The sequence below is a fragment of the Citrobacter sp. FDAARGOS_156 genome, from assembly GCF_001559235.2.
Classification (GTDB): Bacteria; Pseudomonadota; Gammaproteobacteria; order Enterobacterales; family Enterobacteriaceae; genus Citrobacter; species Citrobacter youngae.
This window is the reverse complement of record NZ_CP014030.2, coordinates 1,448,199-1,473,531: the sequence shown is the minus strand read 5'-3', so window position 1 is coordinate 1,473,531 and position 25,333 is coordinate 1,448,199. Positions and strand designations below refer to the sequence as shown.

General features: G+C 53.1%; 27 protein-coding genes. 9 read left to right on the top strand and 18 right to left on the bottom strand.

The window, feature by feature from the left end:
• Positions 1-30: 30 nt before the first annotated feature.
• The gene (locus AL515_RS07130; protein ID WP_061067422.1) at positions 31-1,113 is read left to right on the top strand and encodes a hypothetical protein; all 1,083 of its coding nucleotides are present in this window, start codon (positions 31-33) and stop codon (positions 1,111-1,113) included.
• Positions 1,114-1,178: 65 nt separating this feature from the next.
• Here the strand turns inward: AL515_RS07130 and thiI are convergent, their stop codons facing one another.
• A complete protein-coding gene (gene thiI, locus AL515_RS07125) occupies positions 1,179-2,627 on the bottom strand; it encodes a tRNA uracil 4-sulfurtransferase ThiI (protein WP_005125147.1) in 1,449 nt (482 codons plus the stop codon).
• A gap of 208 nt (positions 2,628-2,835) precedes the next feature.
• Between thiI and xseB the strand changes: the two genes are divergently transcribed.
• From xseB to yajO, 4 genes are read left to right on the top strand one after another with little or no spacing between them, the layout of a single operon-like run.
• Positions 2,836-3,078 (top strand): exodeoxyribonuclease VII small subunit, encoded by a 243-nt coding sequence (gene xseB / locus AL515_RS07120; protein WP_038638224.1) that lies wholly within the window; start codon positions 2,836-2,838, stop codon positions 3,076-3,078.
• On the top strand, positions 3,079-3,978 hold the full coding sequence (gene ispA / locus AL515_RS07115; protein ID WP_048212434.1) for a (2E,6E)-farnesyl diphosphate synthase: 900 nt from the start codon (positions 3,079-3,081) through the stop codon (positions 3,976-3,978).
• 24 nt (positions 3,979-4,002) lie between these two features.
• The gene (gene dxs, locus AL515_RS07110) at positions 4,003-5,865 is read left to right on the top strand and encodes a 1-deoxy-D-xylulose-5-phosphate synthase (RefSeq protein ID WP_061067421.1); all 1,863 of its coding nucleotides are present in this window, start codon (positions 4,003-4,005) and stop codon (positions 5,863-5,865) included.
• Between the two features lie 56 nt (positions 5,866-5,921).
• On the top strand, positions 5,922-6,896 hold the full coding sequence (gene yajO, locus AL515_RS07105; protein ID WP_061067420.1) for a 1-deoxyxylulose-5-phosphate synthase YajO: 975 nt from the start codon (positions 5,922-5,924) through the stop codon (positions 6,894-6,896).
• A 91-nt stretch (positions 6,897-6,987) separates the two neighbouring features.
• On the opposite strand, the gene pgpA is transcribed toward yajO, so the two are convergent.
• The 6 genes from pgpA to nrdR form a co-directional block, all read right to left on the bottom strand.
• Positions 6,988-7,506, bottom strand: a complete 519-nt coding sequence (pgpA, locus tag AL515_RS07100; protein ID WP_061067419.1) for a phosphatidylglycerophosphatase A — start codon at positions 7,504-7,506, stop codon at positions 6,988-6,990.
• Positions 7,484-8,461 carry a thiamine-phosphate kinase gene (thiL, locus tag AL515_RS07095; protein WP_061067418.1) on the bottom strand — a complete coding sequence of 326 codons (978 nt, stop codon included), beginning with the start codon at positions 8,459-8,461 and terminating at the stop codon, positions 7,484-7,486. The genes pgpA and thiL overlap by 23 nt, the downstream gene beginning before the upstream one ends.
• A 77-nt stretch (positions 8,462-8,538) precedes the next feature.
• Positions 8,539-8,958, bottom strand: coding sequence for a transcription antitermination factor NusB (gene nusB, locus AL515_RS07090; RefSeq protein ID WP_000801129.1), 420 nt, complete (start codon positions 8,956-8,958; stop codon positions 8,539-8,541).
• Positions 8,959-8,977: 19 nt separating this feature from the next.
• A complete protein-coding gene (gene ribH / locus AL515_RS07085; RefSeq protein ID WP_061067417.1) occupies positions 8,978-9,448 on the bottom strand; it encodes a 6,7-dimethyl-8-ribityllumazine synthase in 471 nt (156 codons plus the stop codon).
• Between the two features lie 90 nt (positions 9,449-9,538).
• Entirely contained in the window at positions 9,539-10,642 is a 1,104-nt protein-coding gene (ribD, locus tag AL515_RS07080; protein WP_048212438.1) for a bifunctional diaminohydroxyphosphoribosylaminopyrimidine deaminase/5-amino-6-(5-phosphoribosylamino)uracil reductase RibD, read from the bottom strand.
• A gap of 3 nt (positions 10,643-10,645) precedes the next feature.
• A complete protein-coding gene (gene nrdR, locus AL515_RS07075; RefSeq protein WP_016152032.1) occupies positions 10,646-11,095 on the bottom strand; it encodes a transcriptional regulator NrdR in 450 nt (149 codons plus the stop codon).
• A 154-nt stretch (positions 11,096-11,249) separates the two neighbouring features.
• Between nrdR and AL515_RS07070 the strand changes: the two genes are divergently transcribed.
• Both AL515_RS07070 and AL515_RS07065 read left to right on the top strand, forming a co-directional pair.
• The gene (locus tag AL515_RS07070) at positions 11,250-11,789 is read left to right on the top strand and encodes a DUF3251 domain-containing protein (protein WP_048212439.1); all 540 of its coding nucleotides are present in this window, start codon (positions 11,250-11,252) and stop codon (positions 11,787-11,789) included.
• A 422-nt stretch (positions 11,790-12,211) separates the two neighbouring features.
• On the top strand, positions 12,212-13,075 hold the full coding sequence (locus AL515_RS07065) for a nucleoside-specific channel-forming protein Tsx (RefSeq protein WP_003021561.1): 864 nt from the start codon (positions 12,212-12,214) through the stop codon (positions 13,073-13,075).
• A 45-nt stretch (positions 13,076-13,120) separates the two neighbouring features.
• On the opposite strand, the gene AL515_RS07060 is transcribed toward AL515_RS07065, so the two are convergent.
• From AL515_RS07060 to queA, 8 genes are all read right to left on the bottom strand, one after another.
• Positions 13,121-13,813, bottom strand: a complete 693-nt coding sequence (locus tag AL515_RS07060) for a helix-turn-helix transcriptional regulator (protein ID WP_061067416.1) — start codon at positions 13,811-13,813, stop codon at positions 13,121-13,123.
• A gap of 23 nt (positions 13,814-13,836) precedes the next feature.
• Positions 13,837-14,202, bottom strand: a complete 366-nt coding sequence (locus tag AL515_RS07055) for a VOC family protein (protein WP_061067415.1) — start codon at positions 14,200-14,202, stop codon at positions 13,837-13,839.
• A 156-nt stretch (positions 14,203-14,358) separates the two neighbouring features.
• On the bottom strand, positions 14,359-14,466 hold the full coding sequence (locus tag AL515_RS23450; RefSeq protein ID WP_071887321.1) for a type I toxin-antitoxin system toxin Ldr family protein: 108 nt from the start codon (positions 14,464-14,466) through the stop codon (positions 14,359-14,361).
• Positions 14,467-14,755: 289 nt separating this feature from the next.
• Positions 14,756-15,727 (bottom strand): protein translocase subunit SecF, encoded by a 972-nt coding sequence (secF, locus tag AL515_RS07045; protein WP_003021550.1) that lies wholly within the window; start codon positions 15,725-15,727, stop codon positions 14,756-14,758.
• A 10-nt stretch (positions 15,728-15,737) separates the two neighbouring features.
• Complete coding sequence (secD, locus tag AL515_RS07040) at positions 15,738-17,585, bottom strand: protein translocase subunit SecD (protein WP_003021547.1); 1,848 nt, start codon at positions 17,583-17,585, stop codon at positions 15,738-15,740.
• Positions 17,586-17,612: 27 nt separating this feature from the next.
• Entirely contained in the window at positions 17,613-17,945 is a 333-nt protein-coding gene (yajC, locus tag AL515_RS07035; protein WP_003021544.1) for a preprotein translocase subunit YajC, read from the bottom strand.
• 22 nt (positions 17,946-17,967) lie between these two features.
• On the bottom strand, positions 17,968-19,095 hold the full coding sequence (tgt, locus tag AL515_RS07030; protein WP_003021535.1) for a tRNA guanosine(34) transglycosylase Tgt: 1,128 nt from the start codon (positions 19,093-19,095) through the stop codon (positions 17,968-17,970).
• Positions 19,096-19,150: 55 nt separating this feature from the next.
• Positions 19,151-20,221: a tRNA preQ1(34) S-adenosylmethionine ribosyltransferase-isomerase QueA gene (gene queA, locus AL515_RS07025; protein ID WP_061067414.1), complete on the bottom strand. Its 1,071-nt coding sequence runs from the start codon at positions 20,219-20,221 to the stop codon at positions 19,151-19,153.
• A gap of 293 nt (positions 20,222-20,514) precedes the next feature.
• Between queA and acpH the strand changes: the two genes are divergently transcribed.
• The gene (gene acpH, locus AL515_RS07020; protein WP_048212443.1) at positions 20,515-21,096 is read left to right on the top strand and encodes an ACP phosphodiesterase; all 582 of its coding nucleotides are present in this window, start codon (positions 20,515-20,517) and stop codon (positions 21,094-21,096) included.
• A 168-nt stretch (positions 21,097-21,264) separates the two neighbouring features.
• Positions 21,265-21,867, top strand: a complete 603-nt coding sequence (locus AL515_RS07015; RefSeq protein WP_048212444.1) for a peroxiredoxin — start codon at positions 21,265-21,267, stop codon at positions 21,865-21,867.
• A 60-nt stretch (positions 21,868-21,927) separates the two neighbouring features.
• Here the strand turns inward: AL515_RS07015 and AL515_RS07010 are convergent, their stop codons facing one another.
• The 3 genes from AL515_RS07010 to AL515_RS07000 all read right to left on the bottom strand — a co-directional run bounded on the left by AL515_RS07010 (position 21,928) and on the right by AL515_RS07000 (position 25,177).
• Positions 21,928-23,796 carry an amidohydrolase gene (locus tag AL515_RS07010; protein ID WP_061067413.1) on the bottom strand — a complete coding sequence of 623 codons (1,869 nt, stop codon included), beginning with the start codon at positions 23,794-23,796 and terminating at the stop codon, positions 21,928-21,930.
• A 21-nt stretch (positions 23,797-23,817) separates the two neighbouring features.
• Entirely contained in the window at positions 23,818-24,363 is a 546-nt protein-coding gene (locus AL515_RS07005) for an antibiotic biosynthesis monooxygenase (protein ID WP_005125120.1), read from the bottom strand.
• Positions 24,364-24,535: 172 nt separating this feature from the next.
• Positions 24,536-25,177: a hydrolase gene (locus AL515_RS07000; RefSeq protein ID WP_048212446.1), complete on the bottom strand. Its 642-nt coding sequence runs from the start codon at positions 25,175-25,177 to the stop codon at positions 24,536-24,538.
• Positions 25,178-25,333 lie beyond the last annotated feature (156 nt).

The window sequence follows — 25,333 nt, the reverse complement described above, 5'->3', positions numbered from 1 at the left end:
CTTCAGGCCACTCCCTTATAAGGAATCATAGTGAAAGGATATCTGAGTGGAGTGGCTTTATTGCTCCTTTCCGGTTATGCCACAGCGACGCAACTCGACATAAAGAGTATTGAGTATCGCTATCCCGGAAGCACTGAAATGCAATATCGCGTGCCATTGTTTTCCTCAACGGATAACCCTAAGGTTGCGAAACGTATTAACGATTATATTTTCGCAAGCTTTATCAATCAGCTACCGGGTAATAATCCACAAACAACTGTGAACCAGTTTGCGAAATCAGAGAGAAACCCCACCGCAAACCTTGACTACACGGTTGAGTATCGCGACGCCAAAGTTCTAACTCTGAACATGTTTGTCGAAGGCTGCGGAGCGTATTGCGAATCGTACAATGTACCGCTCAGCTTCGATTTAGCCAACGGCGCGGCAATTACCCTCAACGACCTCTTTTCCCGTTCTACGATGGCCGAATTAAATACTCGCATCAGAAAAGATATCCGTGGCCAAATCGACACCTTTGTTGATGCGCATAAATCGCAAACACCAGAACAAATAAAAGAAGAGAAAGGCGAAGACTTTGACTATGCCGAATTCTACGCATCATGCGCAACCTACACCGACGGGTTGTATTACATCGACAAATTCTCCCTGCAAAAAGACCATCTGGTCTTCCTGAACGGACGCTGTAGCAACCACGCCAGCCGCGCACTCGACGAGTTGGGTGATTTCACCACGAAAATCCCAACCGCGGAACTGCAAAATCGGCTCACGCCGTACGGCCAGTATTTGACTGGCGCAAAGAGTACAACACCGGTTTCGCCAGCGCCCGGCATTGACGGCAAAGTCATGTACGGCACGCTGGGAAAAAGCATGCGTATTGTGTTGAAGGTGGACTGCAAATACGGTGATTTCTTTGAAGGGGCTTACTTTTACCAGAAATTTGGCGCGCCGATTGAATTAACCGGCAAATGCGACACAGCCGACAATCAACATTATGAACTGAAGACATCTGCTGCTGAACAAGCGCAAGAGAAGATAACGCTGGAGTTAAAAGACGGAGTTTATCAGGGCGTCTGGGAGTCGAACGGGAAGACGCTTCCTGTGCGTTTTGAATAATATCGTTGCATTGCCGGATGGCGGCGCAACCGCCTTATCCGGCCTACAACACGGTGTTTACTCAATTACGGGCGATACACCTTCACGTTTTCAAAGCCCTGCTCGCGCAGATAAAGCGCCTGCAGACGGCTCATCACCCCGCGTTCACACCACAGCAGCCAGGTTTTGCTCTGGTCCAAATCGCCGAATTTAGTGCTCAGCTTGTAGAACGGCAGAGAAACGACGTCCACGCCGTCAACCTTCAGCGGTTTATCATCCTGTTCATCCACAGAACGGATATCCAGGATCACATCGTTCGGGCCGAAACCGCTCACGGTTTCCACTTCTACCACGGTTTGCTGCGTCTGCTGGGCAATATCGCGAATATCAATATTATTCGCTTCTTCAACCACTTTATCGAGGATAGAGAAATCGAAGTTTTCTTCTTCGGCCTCAATCTTCGCTTTGATCGCTTTCACCGTCGGGCTTTTTGAAATTACACCGCAGTATTCCGGCATGGTACGAGCAAAATCCTCGGTGCCAATTTCACGCGCCAGATTGATGATGTGCTCTTTATCATGGGAGATAAGTGGGCGCAGGATCAGAGTGTCTGATACGTTATCGATCAAACGCAGGTTGGTCAGCGTCTGGCTGGACACCTGGCCCAGTGCTTCACCGGTGACCAGCGCCTGTACGCCGTAGCGCTCAGCGACTTTCGACGCCGCGCGAACCATCATACGCTTGAGAACCACACCCATCTGACCGTCGTCGACTTTCTCCAGGATCTCACCGACCACCGGTTCAAAGTTGATAGCAACAAAACGCACGCGATGCGAACTACCAAAACGGTTCCACAGATAATGCGCCACCTGACGAACACCGATTTCATGCGCTGCGCCGCCGAGGTTAAAGAAGCAGTAATGTACGCGGCAGCCGCGACGCATCAGCATGTAGCTGGACACGCCAGAGTCGAAACCACCGGAGATCAGCGACAGTACGTCTTCCTGCGTACCAATAGGGAAACCGCCAATACCTTCATAACGGCCTTTAACCAGCAACAGACGGTCGTTTTCGATTTCAAGATTAACCGTCACGTCCGGCTTCGTCAGCTTCACGCGCGCGGATTCAATATGCTGGTTCAGTCCACCGCCAACATAACGTTCCACCTCAATGGAGCTAAACTCATGCTTACCACGACGCTTAACGCGTACGCAGAAGGTTTTACCTTCCAGTTGGTCACGATACTGTACCAGCGCTTTCTCGAAAATATCGTGCATATCGGTAAACGGCACGTCTTCTACTTCGAGAATGTGGTGGATCCCCGGAATACGGGTCAGAGCGTCGCGAATGTCCAGGCGCTGGCTTTCATCTTTCGCGCGAACCTCAACGTGATCCCAGTGGCGGACAACGGCAAGGTCTTCATCATAGTGCTTTAAAACGTTACGAATGTTCCCTGTCAGAATTTTTATAAAGCGCAAACGCACAGATTGGCTTTTGATGGTGATTTCTGGGAACAATTTAATGATAAACTTCATGGCGGCAATGGTTCTTTGGCAAGTCTGAATGACTTGTAATGGGAAAAAATACAGCAGCCCATACCCTGCGGCTGCATCCAGGCGCGCAAGTATACCACCATCATGGTCATCCTGTGCACATCGCCTTACCATTGCGCGTTATTTGCTTATCAGTGCGAGTCCGTTACCATAGTCTTGTGCTGCCAATACAGAGAGTCAGACATTCATTATGCCGAAGAAAAATGAAGCGCCAGCCAGTTTTGAAACAGCGCTGAGCGAGCTGGAACAGATTGTTACCCGCCTGGAAAGCGGCGACCTGCCGCTGGAAGAAGCGCTGAACGAATTCGAACGCGGCGTACAGTTGGCGCGTCAGGGACAGGTTAAATTGCAACAGGCTGAACAGCGCGTGCAAATCCTGCTGTCAGATACTGAAGACGCCGCCCTTACGCCTTTTACACCGGATAATGAGTAAATGGATTTTACGCAGCAACTACAGGCTTGCGTTGAGCAGGCCAACCAGGCACTGAGCCGTTTTATCGCGCCACTGCCCTTTCAGAACACTCCCGTGGTCGAAACCATGCAATATGGCGCATTATTAGGCGGTAAACGTCTGCGCCCGTTCCTGGTGTACGCGACCGGCCAGATGTTTGGCGTCAGCCTGAGTACGCTTGATGCTCCCGCTGCAGCCGTCGAGTGCATCCATGCCTATTCACTGATGCACGACGATTTACCCGCGATGGACGACGATGATCTGCGTCGCGGTCTGCCGACCTGCCACGTCAAGTTTGGCGAAGCGAATGCGATTCTGGCCGGTGATGCGCTGCAAACGCTGGCATTCTCTATTATCAGCGACGCCCCGATGCCGGAAGTGTCTGACCGTGACCGCATCGCGATGATCTCTGAACTGGCTCAGGCCAGCGGTATCGCCGGTATGTGTGGCGGTCAGGCGCTGGATCTGGCAGCAGAAGGCCATCAGGTTGAGCTGGATGCGCTGGAGCGTATTCACCGCCACAAAACCGGGGCATTGATTCGCGCCGCCGTACGTCTGGGAGCATTAAGCGCAGGCGATAAAGGGCGAGAATGCCTGGCAATACTCGACAAATACGCAGAAAGCATCGGTCTGGCCTTCCAGGTTCAGGATGACATCCTGGATGTGGTAGGCGATACTGCAACATTGGGTAAACGTCAGGGTGCTGACCAGCAGCTTGGCAAAAGTACCTATCCTGCACTTCTGGGTCTTGAGCAAGCCCGGAATAAAGCCCGGGATTTAATCGAAGATGCCCGCCAGTCGCTGAATCTGCTGGCCGCACAGTCACTCGATACCTCGGCACTGGAAGCGCTAGCGGACTACATAATCCAGCGTGATAAATAAACCAACATATCCCATGAGCTTGCGATGAGTTTTGATATAGCCAAATACCCGACCCTGGCGCTGGTCGACTCCACCCAGGAGTTACGCCTGCTGCCGAAAGAGAGCCTGCCAAAGCTTTGCGACGAACTGCGCCGCTATTTGCTCGACAGCGTGAGCCGTTCCAGCGGGCACTTCGCCTCTGGTCTGGGCACGGTGGAACTCACCGTCGCGCTGCACTATGTCTACAACACCCCGTTTGACCAGTTAATCTGGGATGTGGGACATCAGGCTTATCCGCACAAAATCCTGACCGGCCGCCGCGATAAAATCGGTACCATTCGTCAGAAAGGCGGTTTGCATCCGTTCCCGTGGCGCGGTGAGAGCGAGTATGACGTACTGAGCGTTGGCCACTCATCAACCTCCATCAGCGCTGGTATCGGTATTGCGGTTGCCGCTGAGAAAGAAGGCAAAGAACGTCGTACCGTCTGCGTGATTGGCGATGGCGCCATCACCGCCGGGATGGCGTTTGAAGCGATGAACCATGCAGGTGATATTAAACCCGACATGTTGGTTATCCTCAACGACAACGAAATGTCGATCTCAGAAAATGTCGGTGCGCTGAACAACCACCTGGCGCAATTGCTCTCCGGCAAACTTTACTCCTCGCTGCGCGAAGGCGGGAAGAAAGTGTTCTCCGGCGTACCGCCGATTAAAGAGCTGCTCAAACGTACCGAAGAACACATTAAAGGCATGGTCGTGCCGGGCACGCTGTTTGAAGAACTGGGCTTTAACTATATCGGTCCCGTGGACGGTCACGACGTGCTGGGGCTTATCACCACACTGAAGAACATGCGCGATCTGAAAGGCCCGCAGTTCCTGCACATCATGACCAAAAAAGGTCGTGGCTACGAGCCTGCGGAAAAAGATCCGATTACCTTCCACGCAGTACCAAAATTCGATCCGTCCAGCGGATGCCTGCCGAAAAGCAGCGGCGGCCTGCCGAGCTATTCAAAAATCTTCGGTGACTGGCTGTGCGAAACCGCAGCGAAAGACAATAAGCTGATGGCGATCACCCCGGCAATGCGCGAAGGCTCCGGCATGGTGGAGTTTTCCCGTAAATTCCCGGACCGCTACTTCGATGTGGCGATTGCCGAGCAGCACGCGGTGACGTTTGCTGCCGGTCTGGCGATTGGCGGCTATAAGCCGGTCGTGGCGATTTACTCTACTTTTCTGCAACGCGCGTACGATCAGGTGCTGCATGATGTCGCCATTCAGAAACTGCCGGTCCTGTTCGCCGTCGACCGGGCGGGTATTGTGGGCGCAGATGGACAAACCCACCAGGGAGCGTTCGATCTCTCCTTCCTGCGCTGCATCCCGGAAATGGTCATCATGACCCCGAGTGATGAAAACGAATGCCGCCAAATGCTGTTCACCGGCTATCACTACAACGACGGTCCAACGGTCGTGCGCTACCCACGCGGTAACGCGGTGGGCGTAGAGTTGACCCCGCTGGAACAACTGCCTATCGGGAAAGGTATAGTGAAACGTCACGGGGAGAAACTGGCAATTCTCAACTTCGGTACCCTGATGCCGGAAGCCGCTCAGGTCGCAGAGTCGATGAACGCCACGCTGGTGGATATGCGCTTTGTGAAACCGCTGGATGAAACGCTGATCCTGGAAATGGCTGCCCAACACGAAGTGCTGGTCACCATTGAAGAGAACGCCATTATGGGCGGTGCTGGCAGCGGCGTAAACGAAGTACTGATGGCACATCGTAAGCCCGTTCCGGTACTGAACATTGGCCTGCCTGATTTCTTCATTCCCCAGGGAACTCAGGACGAGGCTCGCGCCGAACTGGGCCTGAATGCCACCGGAATTGAGGCCAAAATCAAGGCCTGGCTGGCATAATCCCCCCCTCGCTCCTGCTATGCTTAATGAATAACACGCTAAGCAGGAGCGAATTTATGCAATACAACACCTTAGGAAAAACAGACCTTCGGGTCTCCCGCCTTTGTCTGGGCTGCATGACGTTTGGCGAACCCAATCGCGGCAATCACGCCTGGACGCTACCGGAAGAAAGTAGCCGTCCGATAATCAAACATGCCCTTGAGGGCGGTATTAACTTTTTTGATACCGCCAACAGCTACTCCGCTGGCAGCAGCGAAGAGATTGTCGGTCGCGCGCTGCGTGATTTTGCCCGCCGCGAAGATGTCGTGGTCGCCACCAAGGTTTTTCATCAGGTTGACGACCTGCCGGAAGGATTATCCCGCGCACAAATCCTGCGCTCAATCGACGATAGCCTCAGACGTCTGGGTATGGACTATGTCGACATCCTGCAAATTCACCGCTGGGATTACAACACACCTATTGAAGAAACGCTGGAAGCGCTGAACGACGTCGTTAAAGCCGGTAAAGCGCGCTATATCGGCGCCTCATCCATGCACGCTTCGCAGTTTGCTCAGGCGCTGGCCTTACAGAAACAACACGGCTGGGCGCAGTTCGTTAGCATGCAGGATCACTACAACCTGATTTACCGCGAAGAAGAACGTGAAATGCTGCCGCTTTGCTATCAGGAAGGTGTGGCGGTGATCCCATGGAGTCCGCTGGCGCGTGGTCGCCTGACGCGCCCGTGGGGAGAAACGACGGCACGTCTGGTTTCTGATGAAGTCGGTAAAAATTTGTACAACGAGAGCGATGAAAACGATGCGCAAATTGCCGCACGGCTGGCCGGTATCAGTGAAGAATTAGGCGTCACGCGTGCACAGGTTGCGCTGGCCTGGCTACTGAGTAAACCCGGTGTGGCCGCGCCGATTATCGGTACGTCGCGTGAGGAACAGCTGGATGAGTTGCTTAATGCGGTGGATTTAACGCTGAAACCAGAGCAGGTAGCCGAGCTGGAAACGCCGTACAAACAGCATCCGGTGGTGGGATTTAAATAAGCATTGGCGATTGCTAATTGTAGGCCGGATAAGCATAGCGCACCCGGCGATGGCGCGACGCTTATCGGGCCTACAACAGCCCCCAAAAGGGTTAAATAATCCCTACCGGCCAGTGATGGCCGATAAAATAGAGGATCCCGGCAGAAAGTATCCCGGCCACAATATCATCGATCATGATCCCCGTACCGCCATGCACGTTGCGATCAAACCAGCGGATCGGCCACGGCTTCCACATATCCAGGATACGGAAAATCACAAAACCCGCGGCAACCCACCGCCAGTCGTTGGTTGGTAGCGCCATCAGGGTTATCCACATCCCGACAAACTCGTCCCAGACAATGCTGCCGTGATCGTGCACGCCCATATCTTTCGCCGTTTGATGGCACAGATAAACGCCAATACAGATAGACAACATGACCACCAGCGAATACAGCTGCCACGGCAGAAAGGTCATTAAATACCAAAATGGGATCGCCGCCAGCGATCCCATCGTGCCAGGAACAATTGGACTCAGTCCGCTGCCAAAACCGGTGGCCAACAGGTGCCACGGGTTGCGCATACTCAGGCGACTTTTGGCGACATCTTTTTTAAGGCGCGGCAAAATGGTCATATCCTTTCCAGTCGAACGTGACGGGCTTTCCATCACGCGTAAAATGAATGCCTTCCACATCCGCGCTCATCTGCCCGATACAGGTAAACGGTGTGCCAAGATGTCCCAGCGCCACGTCCAGCGCGCCACGGTTAATTTCCGGTACGGTAAAGCATAACTCATAATCTTCACCACCCGAGAGCGCCCAGCGCAGCGCCTGTTCCGATTCCACGTGTTGGGCAAATGCCGGAGAGTAAGGCAGCGCATCAACGTTAACCCGCGCGCCGCAGCCGCTGGCATTAACGATATGCCCCAGATCGGAGATCAGGCCGTCGGAAATATCGATAGCGGCGCTCGCCAGATCGCGCAGGGCTTGTCCCTGCAGGATGCGCGGCGTTGGCCGCAGATGACGTTTAAGCAGATAGTCCGCGTCTTTTGCATCTCCAACCTGCAACCGATTCTGTAAAATCGCCAGCCCCGCCGCGCTGTCTCCCGGCGTACCGGTAACATAAATCCAGTCTCCCGGTTTCGCTCCGGAGCGTTTTAAGGCCCGTCCTACAGGGACGTAGCCATGGATACCCAACGTCATCGACAGTGGCCCACGCGTGGTGTCACCGCCAATCAGCTGCATATCATAGTAATTCAGCAGTTCAAACAGGCCATCGCTGAAGGCTTCAAGCCAGGCTTCATCGACGTCAGGTAACGTGAGCGCTAACGTCAGCCATGCAGGGTCCGCCCCCATCGCCGCCAGATCGCTCAAATTCACCGCCAGCGCTTTCCAGGCGAGATCGGTCGGATCAATGTCAGGGAGGAAGTGGTTACCAGCTACCAGCGTATCGGTACTGATCGCCAGCGTCTGTTTTTCAGGGATGTTCAGAAGTGCGCAATCGTCACCAATACCGGTTTCGACATCAAGACGAGAGGTTCTTACGCGGTCAAAATAACGGGCAATCAGGGAAAATTCGCCGCATGCCATACGTTATGCCTCAGCAGAAAAAAAAGAAAAAGCCGGGGATAGCGGAAACATGTTCCACCATCCGACCGGCCTCGGAATTACTTTTTGTTGGGGCGAATCACAGGTGCTGCTTTATCCAGTACGCCGTTGACGAATTTGTGGCTGTCTTCAGCGCCGAAGGTTTTCGCCAGTTCAATCGCTTCGTTGATGGCCACTTTGTATGGCACATCGCTACGTTTAGACAGTTCAAACAGCGCAATACGCAGCACGGCTTTTTCTACCTGACCCAGCTCTTCCAACAGGCGAGACAGGTAAGGCTTCATTAAGCCATCCAGGTACGCGCTGTTAGTCGCCACCCCGGACAGCAGTTCACGGAAATACAGAACGTCGACATCTTTTACGTCCTGTTCCGCCAGGAACTGGTATTCAACATCAGCGATGTCGTTCTGGGACAACTGCCAGGAGTAGAGCGCCTGGACGGCACACTCACGGGCGCGGCGACGAGCAGCAGGTTTCACGGATTTCCCCTTACAAAAATCAGGCCTTGATGGCTTTCAATACATTAATCATTTCAAGCGCAGTCAGTGCAGCTTCTGCGCCTTTGTTGCCGGCTTTAGTGCCAGCACGTTCGATGGCTTGTTCAATACTTTCGGTGGTCAGAACACCGAAGGCTACCGGAATGCCGCTGTCCTGAGCGACATGCGCCAGGCCATTGCTTGCACCGCCAGCCACATATTCGAAGTGCGCGGTACCGCCACGGATCACCGTACCGAGCGCAATCACCGCGTCGTATTTACCGGTTTTCGCCAGAGCGTCAGCCGCCAGCGGCAGCTCATAGGCACCTGGAACCCAAACAACGGTAATGTTTTCATCTTTAACCTGACCAATACGTTTCAGGGCGTCGATCGCACCTTCCAGCAGGCTGTCATTGATAAAGTTGTTGAAACGCGCAATGGTGATGGCGACGTGAGCGTCCGGGGTAGCAACGTTAGCTTCAATAATGTTCATATTCTTCCTTCGGGTTCGATTTATAGCCCCGTAAGGGGGGCGGATTTTATCATAATATTCTGTGCGCTGCTTCCTCTAAATCAGAAAGCCTCACGCAGTCGTTAAATGCAGGCAAACGTCCGGGCCCACCTGGCGTATCTCATTGAATTTGAAATGGGGGGCGTCAACCAGTTTCTCAAGGCCTGGAAGCACACATAATCCTCGCGCATCGCTGCCTAACAGTTTAGGCGCAACATACACGATTAGCTCATCGACCACGCCGGCCTGCAATAACGCGCCAGCAAGCGTTGGGCCTGCTTCAACCCAAATACTGTTAATTTGCTGTTTGCCCAGTTGCATCATCAGCACCACCAGATCCAGATGCCCGTTATGTTCCGGTACCTTCAGGCTACGCACCGTTTCCGGCCAGCTGCGAGGGTCGTCTTCAGTCCGGACAATCCAGGTTTCTCCAGGCTGTTGCACAATACGGTGCTCCGGCGTGACCTGATTCTGGCTATCCAGAACAATGCGGATTGGCTGGCGCAGCTCTTCCTGCGGGTAACTCGCCTGAGTTGATTCCCCAAGCTCCGACCAACGCACGGTAAGCTGAGGGTCGTCTGCCAGCACAGTAGCACTGCTGGTTAAAATGGCATGGCTTTGCGCGCGCAAGCGTTGCACATCGCGGCGCGCCTGTGGTGAGGTAATCCACTGGCTTTCACCGCTGGCCATCGCCGTACGGCCATCAAGCGACGCGCCAAGCTTAAGCTGCAGATACGGGAATCCCGTACGCATGCGCTTGAGAAAGCCTTTATTCAATTGCTCAACTTCGCTCATCATCAGCCCGTGGCTGACGTCGATGCCCGCCTGCTGCAAACGGTAGAGCCCACGTCCTGCGACCTGCGGATTGGGATCCTGCATCGCCGCAACCACACGCGATACACCCGCCGCAATCAGCGCATCGCAACACGGCGGCGTGCGACCATGATGACTACAGGGTTCAAGCGTCACATAGGCCGTTGCCCCTTGCGCTTTTTCTCCAGCCATCCGCAGAGCATGAACTTCGGCATGCGGTTCGCCCGCACGGTGATGATATCCTTCACCGACGATCTCCCCATCTTTCACAATCACGCAGCCCACGTTGGGGTTGGGGTGAGTGGTAAAACGTCCGCGCGCAGCAAGCTTCAGCGCGCGCGCCATGTATAATTCATCCTGCATGGCTTAGTCCTGTAGGCGAGCAATCTCCTCGCCAAATTCTTTGATATCTTCGAAACTCCGGTAAACCGAAGCAAAGCGGATGTAGGCGACTTTATCGAGTTTTTTCAACTGCTCCATCACCAGGTTGCCAATCATCTTGCTCGGCACCTCACGCTCGCCAGTCGCACGCAGTTGTGATTTGATATGGTTCAACGCCATTTCGACGTCATCAGAGCTGACCGGACGTTTCTCAAGCGCTCTGAGCATGCCGCTGCGCAGCTTATCTTCATTAAAGGGTTCACGCACATCGTTGCTTTTCACAACGCGCGGCATAACTAGTTCAGCCACTTCAAAAGTGGTGAAACGTTCGTTACAGACCAGACACTGCCGACGGCGGCGTACTGAGGAGCCCTCGCCGACAAGACGAGAGTCAATTACCTTAGTGTCTACGGCGAAACAGAATGGGCAATGCATACGGCGTCCTGTACCTCAGTGGTTGACCGGAATCTATTTTACCCTGAACTGGCGTGACAACAAAGGCGCAACGCTTTTGAGACAAAGGATCGATGCCTTCGCGCTCAGTGCGCACTACCATTATGCTATCGCGACAATAAAGGAAGTAATCACAATGACAAGACGTTACCTAAGAATTCTCCTGGTGGGAAGTCTCTTTAGCCTAAGCGCCTGCGCACAGCAAAGCGAAGTACGCCAGATGCATCAAAGCGTTAGCACGTTGAATAAAGAGATGACGCAGCTAAATCAGGAAACGGTAAAAATTACTCAACAAAATATGTTGAACGCAAAATCAACCAGCGGCGTCTATCTGCTGCCAGGTTCCAAAACCCCTGCCCGACTGGACAGCCAGATAGGCACGTTACGTATGTCGCTGATAAATATTGCGCCGAACGCCGACGGTACGCGCCTGACGCTGCGGATTCAGGGTGAATCCAACACGCCTTTACCCGCCTTTAGCGCCACCGTCGAATACGGGCAAATTCAGGGCACCACGGACAACTATCAGGAAGTGAACGTTCACAACCAATTGGTCAACGCCCCGGCAAGTATTCTTGCCCCCAGTGATGTAGACATTCCATTGCAGTTAAACGGACTGTCTCCAGATCAGTTAGGTTTTGTTCGCATCCACGACATCCAACCTGTTAGTCAATAAACTTTTTGCGGAACGTTTTTGTGCGTTCCGCAACATCACTCCCGCCCATTTTGTTACTCCTCTGACATAAGCGATATTTCCGGTAAAACTTGGCAACATTCACCGGAGCCAGTACAATTCGCCGCCTAAAGTACGCAAACGTGAACGCAATCGATTACGCAAATGATAGAACTGTGAAACAAAACATATTTTTGTGAACAATGATTTTTATAATAGGCACCGAAGAAACACGAAATATTTCTACACAAAATCATGCAAGACGCATCAAGGCGGCAACTGCGTGAATCCCTGGAGCTTACATCAGTAAGTGACAGGGGTGAGCAAAGGCAGCCAACAAAGAGGCGGCTTGAAGGATGAAGTGTATAGAAACGCAAATTGCGCATTTTTCTATCCCGAAAGGGATTTCAAACAGTGGCATACATATGAAAAAAACATTACTTGCAGCCGGTGCAGTGCTGGCGCTCTCCTCGTCTTTTACTGCCAACGCAGCAGAAAATGACAAACCGCAATATCTGTCCGACTGGTGGCACCAGAGCGTTAACGTGGTGGGTAGCTATCACACCCGTTTCTCTCCGAAACTGAACAACGACGTGTATCTGGAATACGAAGCATTTGCCAAAAAAGACTGGTTTGATTTCTATGGCTACATCGATATTCCGAAAACCTTCGACTGGGGTAACGGCAACGATAAAGGTATCTGGTCTGACGGTTCCCCGCTGTTTATGGAAATCGAACCGCGTTTCTCCATCGACAAGCTGACCGGCGCTGACCTGAGCTTTGGTCCGTTCAAAGAATGGTATTTCGCCAACAACTACATCTACGATATGGGTGATAACAAAGCCAGCCGCCAGAGCACCTGGTATATGGGTCTGGGTACCGATATCGATACCGGTCTGCCGATGGGTCTGTCCCTGAACGTCTATGCTAAATACCAGTGGCAGAACTATGGCGCATCCAACGAAAACGAGTGGGATGGCTACCGTTTCAAAGTGAAATACTTTGTGCCGATCACCCAGGTTTGGGGCGGCCAACTGACCTACATCGGCTTCACCAACTTCGACTGGGGCTCAGATTTGGGTGATGACCCGAACCGCACCAGCAACTCTATCGCTTCCAGCCACGTCCTGGCGCTGAACTACGATCACTGGCACTACTCCGTAGTCGCGCGTTACTTCCATAACGGCGGTCAGTGGAAAGGTGGGGATACTCTGAACTGGGGCGAAGGCGACTTCAGCGCGAAATCTACCGGTTGGGGTGGTTACCTGGTCGTAGGTTACAACTTCTGATCCAGACAATTTATCGCAAACAAGCCAGCTTAACCGCTGGCTTTTTTATGGCTGGTCTTCACAGCGTACTTTACGTAAAAAGTCACTTAGCGAACGATCCGCAGATTCGCGAAAGTGCCTGTCGAGTGGCGTGATCTTCAGGCATCGATCAACGCGAAAGCAACGATAATCATCACGCTTCTCGCACCAGCCAACCAGCAGCCAGTGCTCGCCCCAAAAAAATAATCCCAGCGGCTGAACGTCGCGCCAGGAGAGGTTCCCGGACTCATCGCGATAATGCAGCGCCAGCACCTGCTGAGCTGAAACCGCGCGATGTATGAGATCGAACGCACTGCGTGAATGCGGCTGATTACCAAAATCTGGCGCGAAAATCCGCGTTTGCTCGGCTCTGCGCCGACTCTCTAGCGGCAATATCGCCAACACTTTTTCCTGTGCTGATTCCAGCGCCTGTGAGAGTGAATCCCCGCCCCATGTTTTCAGCAACCGAATCGCTACCATCAACGCTTCTGATTCGTGCTGGGTTAGCATCAACGGCGGCAGATCAAACCCCGCCATTAAGCGGTATCCACTACCCACTTCGCCTTCAATGGGCACGCCGGATAAAGAGAGATCGCGGATATCGCGATAAATCGTCCGTTCAGACACCTCCAGACGTTCTGCCAGCAGCGCCGCCGTTGTCACTCGCCTGCCACGCAGGATTTGTACAATCTGAAACAAGCGGTCGGCGCGTCTGGTCATATTAATCGTCAGTCCTGAAAAAATTACGCGGGTTGATGTAAACCAACGCGATTGCCTTCGCTGTCAGTAAACAGCGCAATCGTGCCAATGTCTTGCCCCAGTTCAAGCGGGCCAAACACGCACTGGCCGCCAGCGATGGCGACGCGTTCAAGCGTTGCAGCCAAATCGTCCGTATGCAGGTAAATAATAGCGCCCTGCGCTGAAGGCGTAATACCGTCAAATTTAGCCAGCGCCCCGCCGGGAGCGGGATCCTGATGCGGAAATACGGCCAGCTCAGCGCAGTCCATGTTCTCCCGACGCAAAGAAACCTGCATCACTGGTTCATAAAAAGCGATGGCGCGATCCATTTGTGCTACGGGGATTTCAAACCAATTAATTACGTTGCTCATACTTCCTCCTGCCTGTGTGGGTAATCTCAGAAGGACTATAAGACAGTGCTACTGACAGCATACTGTCAGTAGTGTTTGCAAAAAAGGCCAGAGGTTACCCTCTGGCCCGTTTCGGGCGCATGTTGCCATGCGGCGACGAGTTACGCCCACAGTGCACTACTTCCTTCTACGCCACCAACCTAAAAACAGACTGGTTGCGATTCCGACCAGCGTTGGTGCTGCCAGATCGTGCCAAAAAATAATGCTTAACTCTGTGAGAGTCATATAGCCACCCTGGTTGCAATGGCAACGTTTCGCGGCTATCCTGAACTTGTCTAGGGTTAGGATCGCCCCCGTAACGTCACCGGTGAATACCGAACAATGTACGGGGGTTTTCTCTTTCCAGCGACAAGGCCACCGGGGATCAAGCCCCCGTAACACTGCGCCTCACCGGGTCATTCCGGCTTGCCGATGATTCTACTCCACCTGCTAATATCCACACGAAATCAACGCACTACAGGCAAAAAAAATCCCGACCTTACGATCGGGATTCCAGTATCTTCACTCTTAATGGTTAAGGAAGAATCGACGGTTGATCCGCCCCTTCTTTCTCGACCTTCTGCTGCAGCATATGCTCACGCTTCATACCCAGCTTCAGCGCCAGCGCCGATGCCACGTAGATAGAAGATGCGGTACCGATGGAAACACCGATCAGCATCGTCAGCGAGAAGCCTTCCAGTACCGGACCACCGAACAGGAACAGCATAAGAATAACCATCAACGTTGTACCGGACGTAATCAACGTACGGTGCAGCGTTTGAGTCAGTGACACGTTAAAGATTTCGTAAGGCGTACCGCGACGAATTTTGCGGAAGTTTTCACGAATACGGTCAGATACAACGATACTATCGTTCAGCGAGTAACCGATTACCGACATCAGTGATGCGACGATAGTCAGGTCAATCTCGATATGGAACAACGACAGGATCCCCAGCGTGATAATCACGTCGTGCGCCAGAGCAATAACCACCCCTGCCGCCAGTCGCCACTCAAAGCGGAAACCGACGTACACCAGGATAGAGATCAGCGCCGCCATCAGCGCCATCGCACCGGTTTGCGCCAGATCAGCCCCCACGCTCGGACCCACGAATTCAATTCGCTTCACCGCGGCGTTTTGGTTGGTGGATTCGTTAATCACACTCAACACTTTGCTGCCCAGCACCTGACCGCCGTCTGCACCTTCAGTTGGCGGCATACGTACCATAATGTCGTGGCTGCTGCCGAAGTTCTGCAAAAGCGGATCAACAAAGCCCGCTTTCTCCAGCGCATCGCGCATCACGTCCATATCGGCCGGTTTTTCCAGCGTGATTTCAATAACCGTACCGCCGGTGAAATCGAGACCCCAGTTAAACCCGCGTACGCCCATCACCACGATGGCCGCAATCAGCAGGAAACCTGAAATGCCGAAAGCCCAGTAGTCCCAGCGCATAAAGTCCCAGACTTTACGGCCGTGGTTCAATTGTTCAACAGTATATTCCTGTGCCACTTCGCACTCCTCAGATTGACAGCTTTTTGACGCGCTTGCCGCCATACAACAGGTTTACGATGGCACGTGTACCGACAATCGCGGTAAACATCGACGTCGCCACACCAATACCGGTAGTAATCGCGAACCCTTTAATTGCCCCGGTGCCAACTGCGTACAGGATGATGACCTTGATCAGCGTCGTAATGTTCGCATCGAAGATGGAGCTAAATGCGCCCGCATAACCTTCGTTGATGGCCTGCTGCACCGAACGCCCGTTACTCAACTCTTCTTTGATACGTTCGTTGATCAGTACGTTCGCATCGACCGCGACGGCAAGGGTTAAGACGATCCCCGCAATCCCCGGCATACTCAGCGTAGCGCCCGGCAGCAGCGACATAATACCGACAATCAGCACCAGGTTAGCAATCAGCGCACTGGTCGCAATCAGACCGAACTTCTTATAGAAGAAGATCATGAACAGGATAGACACCACCAGACCGGCCAGACATGCTTCCAGACCCTGTTTAATGTTCTGCATACCCAGGGTTGGGCCGATGGTACGTTCTTCCACAATCTGAATCGGCGCAATCAACGCACCGGCACGTAACAGCAGAGAAAGCTGACGCGCTTCGTTCGGGTTGTTGATACCGGTGATACGGAAGCTGTTGCCCAGGCGAGACTGGATATTGGCAATGTTAATCACCTCTTCCTGTTTCACCAGTACTGCACGACCGTTAGCATCTTTCTTACCGCTGTCTTTGTACTCCACGAACAGGGTCGCCATCGGCTTACCGATGTTGTCCTTGGTGAAGTTGGACATGATGTTACCACCCGCGCTATCCAGCGAGATGTTAACCTGCGGCTGATTGTATTCGTCCTGGCTGGAAGTGGAATCGGTGATATGGTCACCGGTCAGGATCACGCGTTTGTACAGCACAACCGGCTGACCTTCACGAGACTGTTTCACTTCCGAATCACCCGGTACACGCCCGGATGCCGCAGCGGACTGGTCAACGTTGGTGTTTACCAGACGGAACTCCAGCGTCGCGGTTGCGCCCAGAATTTCTTTCGCCCGCGCGGTATCCTGAATACCCGGCAGTTCGACCACGATGCGGTCAGCACCCTGACGTTGTACAACCGGTTCAGCAACACCCAGTTGGTTAACACGGTTACGCAGAATGTTGATGTTCTGCTGTACCGCGTACTCACGGGCTTCGCTCAGACGCGCATCAGTCATTACCGCACGCAGTGCATTGCTGCCCTGGCTGGAAATAACCAGATCCTGGTGACGCTTGCTCAGGTAAGAGATAGCTTCATCACGGGCGCTGCTATCACGGAAGGTGATGCTCAGACCGTAGTTATCTTCTTTGCGAACGGTAGTATAAGGAATGCCTTTTTCACGCAGATCGCTGCGCAGGCTATCAATATTTTGTTCCTGCAACTTACTCAACGCGGTGTCCATATCCACTTCCATCAGGAAGTGAACGCCGCCACGCAGGTCAAGACCGAGTTTCATCGGTTCTGCATGAATGGCTGCCAGCCAGCGCGGGGTTGCCGGAGCAAGGTTAAGCGCCACGACGTATTGATCGCCCAATACGCCCATTAATACTTCACGTGCGCGCAGTTGGGTATCAGTGGAGTCGAAGCGCGCGAGAATAGCACCCTCTTCCAGAGCCACAGACTTAGGTGTGATTTTATCTTCTTGTAACGTTTTCTGGACCTGGATCAGCGTTTGCTCACTGGCGGCGGCACCGCGCACGCCAGTGATTTGAACAGCCGGATCCTCACCATACAGGTTGGGAAGCGCATAGAGCAGACCGACGACAATAACGACGATCAGCATGACATACTTCCACAAAGGATAACGGTTTAACACGGCAGTTCCCTTTGGGAAAACAATAAATTACAGCGCCTTCATGGTGCCTTTCGGCAGAACGGCAGCTACGAAATCACGTTTAATAACCACTTCAGTGGTGTCGTTCAGCGCGATAGCGATGTAGCCGGATTCTGCTACTTTGGTCACGCGACCCACCAGACCACCGTTGGTAAGCACTTCATCGCCTTTCGCAATGGAGTTCATCAGGTTTTTGTGTTCTTTGGTACGCTTTTGCTGCGGGCGCAGGATCATGAAGTAGAAAATCAGACCAAACACCACCAGCATCAGAATCAGAGACATCGGGCTGCCCTGCGCCGGAGCACCTGTTGCCGCTACCGCATCAGAAATAAAAAAGCTCATTCAAATTCCCTCATTATTAAAATTAATCAACGTTCACAGGTGGAACTGGTCTACCCTGACGTTGGTAAAAATCGGTCACGAAGCTCTCTAATTTACCCTCTTCAATAGCCTTGCGTAAACCCGCCATCAAACGCTGGTAGTAGCGAAGGTTATGAATCGTGTTGAGTCGCGCGCCCAATATTTCGTTGCAACGGTCAAGATGATGCAAGTATGCGCGCGAATAATTGCGACAGGTGTAGCAATCACACTCAGCATCGAGCGGACTGGTGTCGCTTTTATGTTTCGCGTTACGAATTTTTACCACGCCGTCAGTCACAAACAAATGACCATTACGGGCATTTCGCGTTGGCATCACGCAGTCAAACATATCGATACCGCGACGCACGCCTTCAACCAGATCTTCTGGTTTACCGACGCCCATCAGGTAACGCGGTTTATCAGCCGGAATCTGCGGGCAAACATGCTCCAGAATGCGGTGCATATCTTCCTTCGGTTCACCAACAGCCAAACCGCCGACAGCGTAGCCATCAAAGCCGATATCTACCAGACCTTTGACGGAGATATCACGTAAATCTTCGTAAACACTGCCCTGAATGATGCCAAAAAGCGCATTTTTGTTGCCGAGGCTATCAAAACGGTCACGGCTGCGCTTCGCCCAACGCAAAGACATCTCCATCGAGCGTTTAGCATAGTCCCAGTCGGCAGGATACGGTGTACATTCGTCGAAGATCATCACGATATCGGAACCGAGATCGTATTGAATCTCCATCGACTTCTCAGGATCGAGGAAAATCGGATCGCCGTTGATCGGGTTACGGAAATGCACGCCTTGTTCGGTTATCTTACGGATGTCGCCCAGACTGAATACCTGGAAGCCACCAGAATCGGTGAGGATTGGGCCTTTCCACTGCATGAAATCGTGCAGATCGCCGTGCAGCTTCATGATTTCCTGACCCGGGCGCAGCCACAGGTGGAAAGTGTTGCCGAGGATGATCTGTGCGCCGGTCGCTTCAACTTCTTCCGGCGTCATACCTTTTACTGTGCCGTAAGTACCGACCGGCATAAAAGCAGGCGTTTCCACTACGCCACGATCAAAAACCAGGCGGCCGCGGCGAGCGCGACCGTCTGTGGTGTCCAGTTCAAATTTCATCTTCACTCCTGCGTCAGAAAAACAGTCCGACGTTTTAAACACTCATGCCGGAAACTTATTCCCCGACACGCTCAGAAATAGCCTGCGGATTGTACGTGATAAACATCGCATCCCCGTAACTAAAAAAGCGATATTCCGCTTTTACCGCTTCATGATAGGCGTGCATGGTGTTTTTGTAGCCAGCAAATGCGGAAACCAGCATGATCAGCGTCGATTCCGGCAGATGGAAGTTGGTCACCAACGCGTCTATCACTTTGTATTGATAGCCTGGATAGATGAAGATCTGCGTATCGCCGAAGAACGGTTCAATAAGGTCGTTTTTGGCTGCCTGCGCTGCGCTTTCCAGTGAACGTACGGAGGTGGTACCTACTGCAATCACGCGGTTGCCGCGGGCTTTCGCCGCCAGCACAGCATCAACCACATCCTGCGGCACTTCCGCATATTCGGAGTGCATAATGTGGTCTTCAATAGTGTCTACGCGCACCGGCTGGAAAGTACCCGCACCAACGTGCAGGGTGACGAACGCCATTTCAATGCCTTTATCGCGCAGTTTAGCCAGCAGCGGATCGTCAAAATGCAGACCCGCAGTCGGCGCAGCGACGGCACCCGGTTTTTCGCTGTACACGGTCTGGTACAGCTCGCGGTCGGCGTCTTCATCCGGACGGTCGATGTACGGCGGCAACGGCATATGGCCGATGGCGTTCAGAATATCCAGCACACTGCGTTCGTCGTTAAACTCAACTTCAAACAGCGCGTCATGGCGCGCCACCATCGTTGCTTTAATGCTTTCGTCATCGCCCAGCAGCAGCTCGGCGCCCGGCTTCGGCGCTTTTGAAGCACGAATATGCGCCAGAATACGTTTGTCATCCAGCATACGCTCGACCAGCACTTCAATCTTGCCGCCACTGGCTTTACGGCCAAACAGACGAGCCGGGATCACGCGGGTATTATTAAAGACCAGCAGATCTCCAGGGTTGAGCTTATCGAGCAAATCAGTGAAAGTACCGTGCGTCAGCGCGCCCGTCGGCCCATCCAGTGACAGCAAGCGGCAACTGCTGCGCTCAGCTTGCGGATAGTGGGCAATCAGGGATTCGGGTAATTCAAAGGTGAAATCGGTAACGCGCATGACACTGACTCAGACTAAAATAAGAGGCGGGTAGTCTAGTGCCGGGGCGTTCTCCCTGCAACCTTTACCCCTCAAGTTAAGAGACATAATCTATACACAAAATCATTCAAGATGCATCAAGGCGGCAACTGAATGAGTCCCCGGAGCTTACTCAAGTAAGTGACTGGGGTGAGTGACAAATCTGTCAGGAACAGATTTGAACGTCGCAAAGCGACGGCCCGTAAGGGCGAGTCTCAGGACGAGACGAGTAACTCAGCAGCCAACAAAGAGGCAGTTTGAAGGATGAAGTGGATATGAATTTTCTTGCACACCTGCACCTGGCCCACCTTGCCGATAGCTCGCTTTCCGGCAATCTGCTGGCCGATTTTGTCCGGGGTAATCCCCAAACGCACTATTCGCCCGACGTGGTGGAAGGCATCTTCATGCACCGTCGCATCGACGTAATGACCGATAACCTGCCACAGGTGCGTGAAGCCAAGGAGTGGTTTCGTAGCGAAACGCGTCGCGTCGCACCGATTACACTGGACGTCATGTGGGATCATTTTCTGTCGCGCCACTGGTCGGAAATCTCTCCCGATTTCCCGCTGACGGATTTTGTGCGCTACGCGCACACCCAGGTTGCCACTATTCTGCCAGAATCACCGCCGCGCTTTATTAATCTGAACAATTATATGTGGTCAGAGAAATGGCTTGAGCGCTATCGCGACATGGATTTTATCCAGAACGTACTCAACGGCATGGCCAGTCGCCGTCCACGTCTCGATGCCCTACGCGACTCATGGTATGACCTCAATACGCATTACGATGCGTTAGAAGAACGATTCTGGCAGTTTTATCCGCAAATGATGGACCAGGCGCGGCGTAAAACCCTTTGATTGTAGCCCGCATGACGCGCCGGATAAGCAGTAGCCGTCATCCGGCAAAAGATTGATAGACAAAACCTGTCTCATTGATTGCCAGCGCCTCTTTGTCTTATTCCCGAACACTCTCTATACTGGCCCGCGTTGCGTTCCAAAAACCCCTTAACTTTGCAGGAGAATTATATGGTACTGGTAACTCGTCAGGCTCCGGATTTCACAGCAGCTGCGGTACTGGGTAGCGGTGAGATTGTTGATAACTTCAACTTCAAACAGCATACCAACGGTAAAACCACCGTTCTGTTCTTCTGGCCGATGGACTTCACCTTCGTTTGCCCGTCTGAACTGATCGCATTCGACAAGCGTTACGAAGAATTCCAGAAACGTGGCGTTGAAGTGGTTGGCGTTTCTTTTGACTCTGAATTTGTCCACAACGCATGGCGTAACACCCCTGTCGACAAAGGCGGCATCGGTGCAGTGAAATACGCAATGGTTGCTGACATCAAACGCGAAATCCAGAAAGCCTACGGCATCGAGCACCCGGAAGCGGGCGTTGCTCTGCGTGGTTCTTTCCTGATCGACGCTAACGGCGTTGTTCGTCACCAGGTGGTTAACGACCTGCCGCTGGGTCGTAACATCGACGAAATGCTGCGTATGGTTGACGCGCTGCAGTTCCACGAAGAACACGGCGACGTTTGCCCGGCACAGTGGGAAAAAGGTAAAGAAGGTATGAACGCCTCTCCGGACGGCGTAGCAAAATACCTGACTGAAAACGTTTCCAGCCTGTAATTGGCATGAATCGAAAAAAGGCCGCAAAAGCGGCCTTTTTTATTGGCTCTGACCCGTCCGTTAAAACGCGAAGCAGGAACAACCGAGCGCACCCCAGAAGGCCCGGTCATCTGACACAGGAATCCCCGATTTACGCGCTATATCATGCTGATGACCGTGTACGCCGCAGCTGCCACAGCACTGATGCATCTGCACCATTGCGCCAATTTTTGCCGCAGCAGGAGGCGCTGAGCGATAGTGCCCCGGCACCTTCACTACCGGCGACCAGTCAGGTACAACCGGGATGGCCGGCGGTGCCAGTGGGGTGAAATGTCCGGCGGCATAAACAACCTTGCCGTCGACAATCGTCATCACCGACTCAATGCCTTTGATCTCTTCTTCCGGCACGCTGAAATAGTCTTTTGACAGCACCACCAGATCTGCCAGTTGATCCTTTTCAATACGCCCTTTCTTACCCTGCTCGCTGGAGAACCAGGCACTGCCTGCTGTCCACAGTTCCAGCGCCACATCGCGCGCCAGACGGTTGTTATCATCATACATCGCCATACCGCCAACGGTGCGTCCTGATACCAGCCAGTACAACGCTGTCCACGGGTTGTAACTTGCCACGCGCGTAGCATCGGTACCCAGGCCAACCGGCACATCAGCCGCCAGCATTTTCGCCACCGGCGGCGTATGTTTAACCGCCTCTTTGCCAAAGCGATCGATAAAATACTCGCCCTGGAATGCCATACGGTGCTGAACTGCAATGCCACCGCCCAGCGCTTTTACCCGCTCGATGTTGCGTTCAGTAATCGTTTCGGCGTGATCGAAGAACCAGTGCAGGCCATTGAACGGGATGTCACGGTTCACCTTCTCAAACACGTCGAGCATGCGGCTGATGGATTCATCGTAGGTGGCATGCAGGCGGAACGGCCAACGATGTTCCACCAGGTGGCGCACCACGCGCTCCAGTTCCTCTTCCATCCCTTCCGGTAAATCCGGGCGTGGCTGCAGGAAATCTTCGAAGTCAGCCGCCGAGAAGACCAACATTTCCCCTGCCCCGTTAGCACGATAGAAATCGGTTCCCTGCCCGGGTTTGAGCATATCCGTCCAGCGCTCAAAGTCTTCCACTTCCTGCTTCGGACGCTGGGTAAACAGGTTGTAGGCAATACGCACCGTCATCTGCTGGTTCGCGTGCAGTTGCTCGATGATCTCGTAATCTTCCGGGTAGTTCTGGAAGCCGCCGCCGGCATCGATGGCGCTGGTCAGCCCCAGTCGGTTCAGTTCACGCATAAACTGGCGGGTCGAGTTAACTTGCATCTCTAACGGCAGTTTTGGCCCTTTCGCCAGCGTCGAATAGAGGATCATGGCGTTCGGTTTGGCTATCAACATTCCGGTTGGATTGCCGTTGCTGTCACGCACAATCTCACCGCCCGCCGGATCCGGCGTCGCTTTGGTGTAGCCGACGGCTTTCAACGCAGCGCGGTTCAGCAAAGCCCGGTCGTAGAGATGCAGAACAAAAACCGGGGTATCCGGAGCAGCTTCATTCAGTTCTTCCAGGGTTGGCATGCGCCGTTCGGCAAACTGAAACTCGCTCCAGCCGCCGACCACCCGCACCCATTGCGGAGACGGCGTCCGATCGGCTTGCTCTTTGAGCATGCGCAGCGCATCTGCGAGCGATGGGACACCTTCCCAGCGCAGCTCCAGGTTGTAGTTCAACCCACCGCGAATGAGGTGCAGGTGCGAATCATTTAAACCCGGGATCACGGTGTGTCCCTGCAGATCGACAATCTGCGTACCGTCGGTCGCAAAGCTCATTACCCGATCGTGACTACCCGTCGCGAGGATCTTCCCGTTAGCGATCGCCACCGCCTCTACCTGCGGGCTTTGCTTTTCGAGAGTATGAATTTTTCCGTGAGTCAGAATCAGTGTGGCAGTTTGAGACATAACAATCTCCTGAGAAACCGGTCAGGCTTTTTTCAGCCATCCGGCAAACAGACGGGTTACGATGGGCATCCACAACCAGACCACCAGCGCAACCACACAGGCATCATTAATCAGATGCAGGAGTAACGAGCCTTTCATTGAAGGCAGCAGAATGCCGGTCAGCCACGGCACCAGGTTGGTACTGGGGAAAATCACCAGCAGCGTTATCAAAAACTGCTTCCAACGTTTGGGCTGACGTACATGGGGGGCTGGCGGCGTAAACCAGAAGGCCGCTTCGGTGCGCACTTCTGTTTTATCGCCTTCGGCCAGCAGCGGCGCAATTTCCTCAACCAGCTCCCGGCGCGTATCAGATTGAGTCCAGTTATACAGATGCTCAAGGGTGTCGAAGCGAATGATGATGTTCCACAGATTTTGTCCATCTGTGGGTCGAATGACATTCGCCCCAAGATGTCCGGGAAACTCGGCGGCCAGCGGCATGATTTTCCCCAACCACTGCTCATAACGCTGCGCCTGGTCAGGCCGCAGGGTGTGAGTAATTACCAACGTCACATGTTTGTTCTGCGCCATGAAAGGTTCCTTGCTAAAGGGAAATTGACCTGCTTAAGCCATGAAAGCAATACACAATTATTCGTGAAACATCGAGGCGGCAAGATTGTGTAGCCCCGGTCACTTACATAAGTCAGTGACCGGGGTACGCAAACTAAGCCATCAAAGAGGCAACATGAAAGATGGCGTGTATTCAGGCTTTACGTTCCGGCGCGCCATGCACCATGGTATACGCGTAATCCACACCCATACCGTAGGCGCCGCTGTGTTCACGCACCAAATCCATAACGGCGTCGTAGGTTTCTTTGCGGGACCAGTCGCGCTGGTACTCAAGAAGAACCTGTTGCCAGGTCACAGGTACAGCACCCGCCTGCACCATGCGATCGATGGAACGTTCATGGGCATCCACCGACGTGCCGCCTGAAGTGTCTGTTACCACATACACTTCGTAGCCCGCTTCCAGCGCCATCAGCGCCGGGAAGGTCAGGCACACTTCGGTCCACAACGCGGAAATAATCAGTTTTTTACGCCCGGTCGCTTCTACCGCCTTAACAAAGGCTGCATCTTCCCAGGAGTTCATCGAGGTGCGTTCAATCGGTTTCACATCAGGATGAACAGCTAACAATTCCGGCCAGATATATCCGCTAAAACTTTTCGTTTCTACTGAAGTATAAATTACTGGAACATTGAATATTTTCCCGGTTTTGGCTAATGCAACGGTATTATTTTTCAATGTCTGGCGATCAATATTCGCCACACCAAATGACATTTGCGGCTGATGGTCAATAAAAATTAGCGTAGAGTTTTGAGGGTCAATCAGTTCCCGAATAGACATAGCACACCTTCTTAATCAATAAGTTAAAAGGTAACGGTCTGTATCTGCCGTCAGCAGCAGGATCCTGAATCAGAAAGCTTGTTGAGTATAGCGGGAAATTTCTAACGAGTTATTAAAGAAAACTTACCGTCCTGTGAAACTATTCGTTCTGTGTTG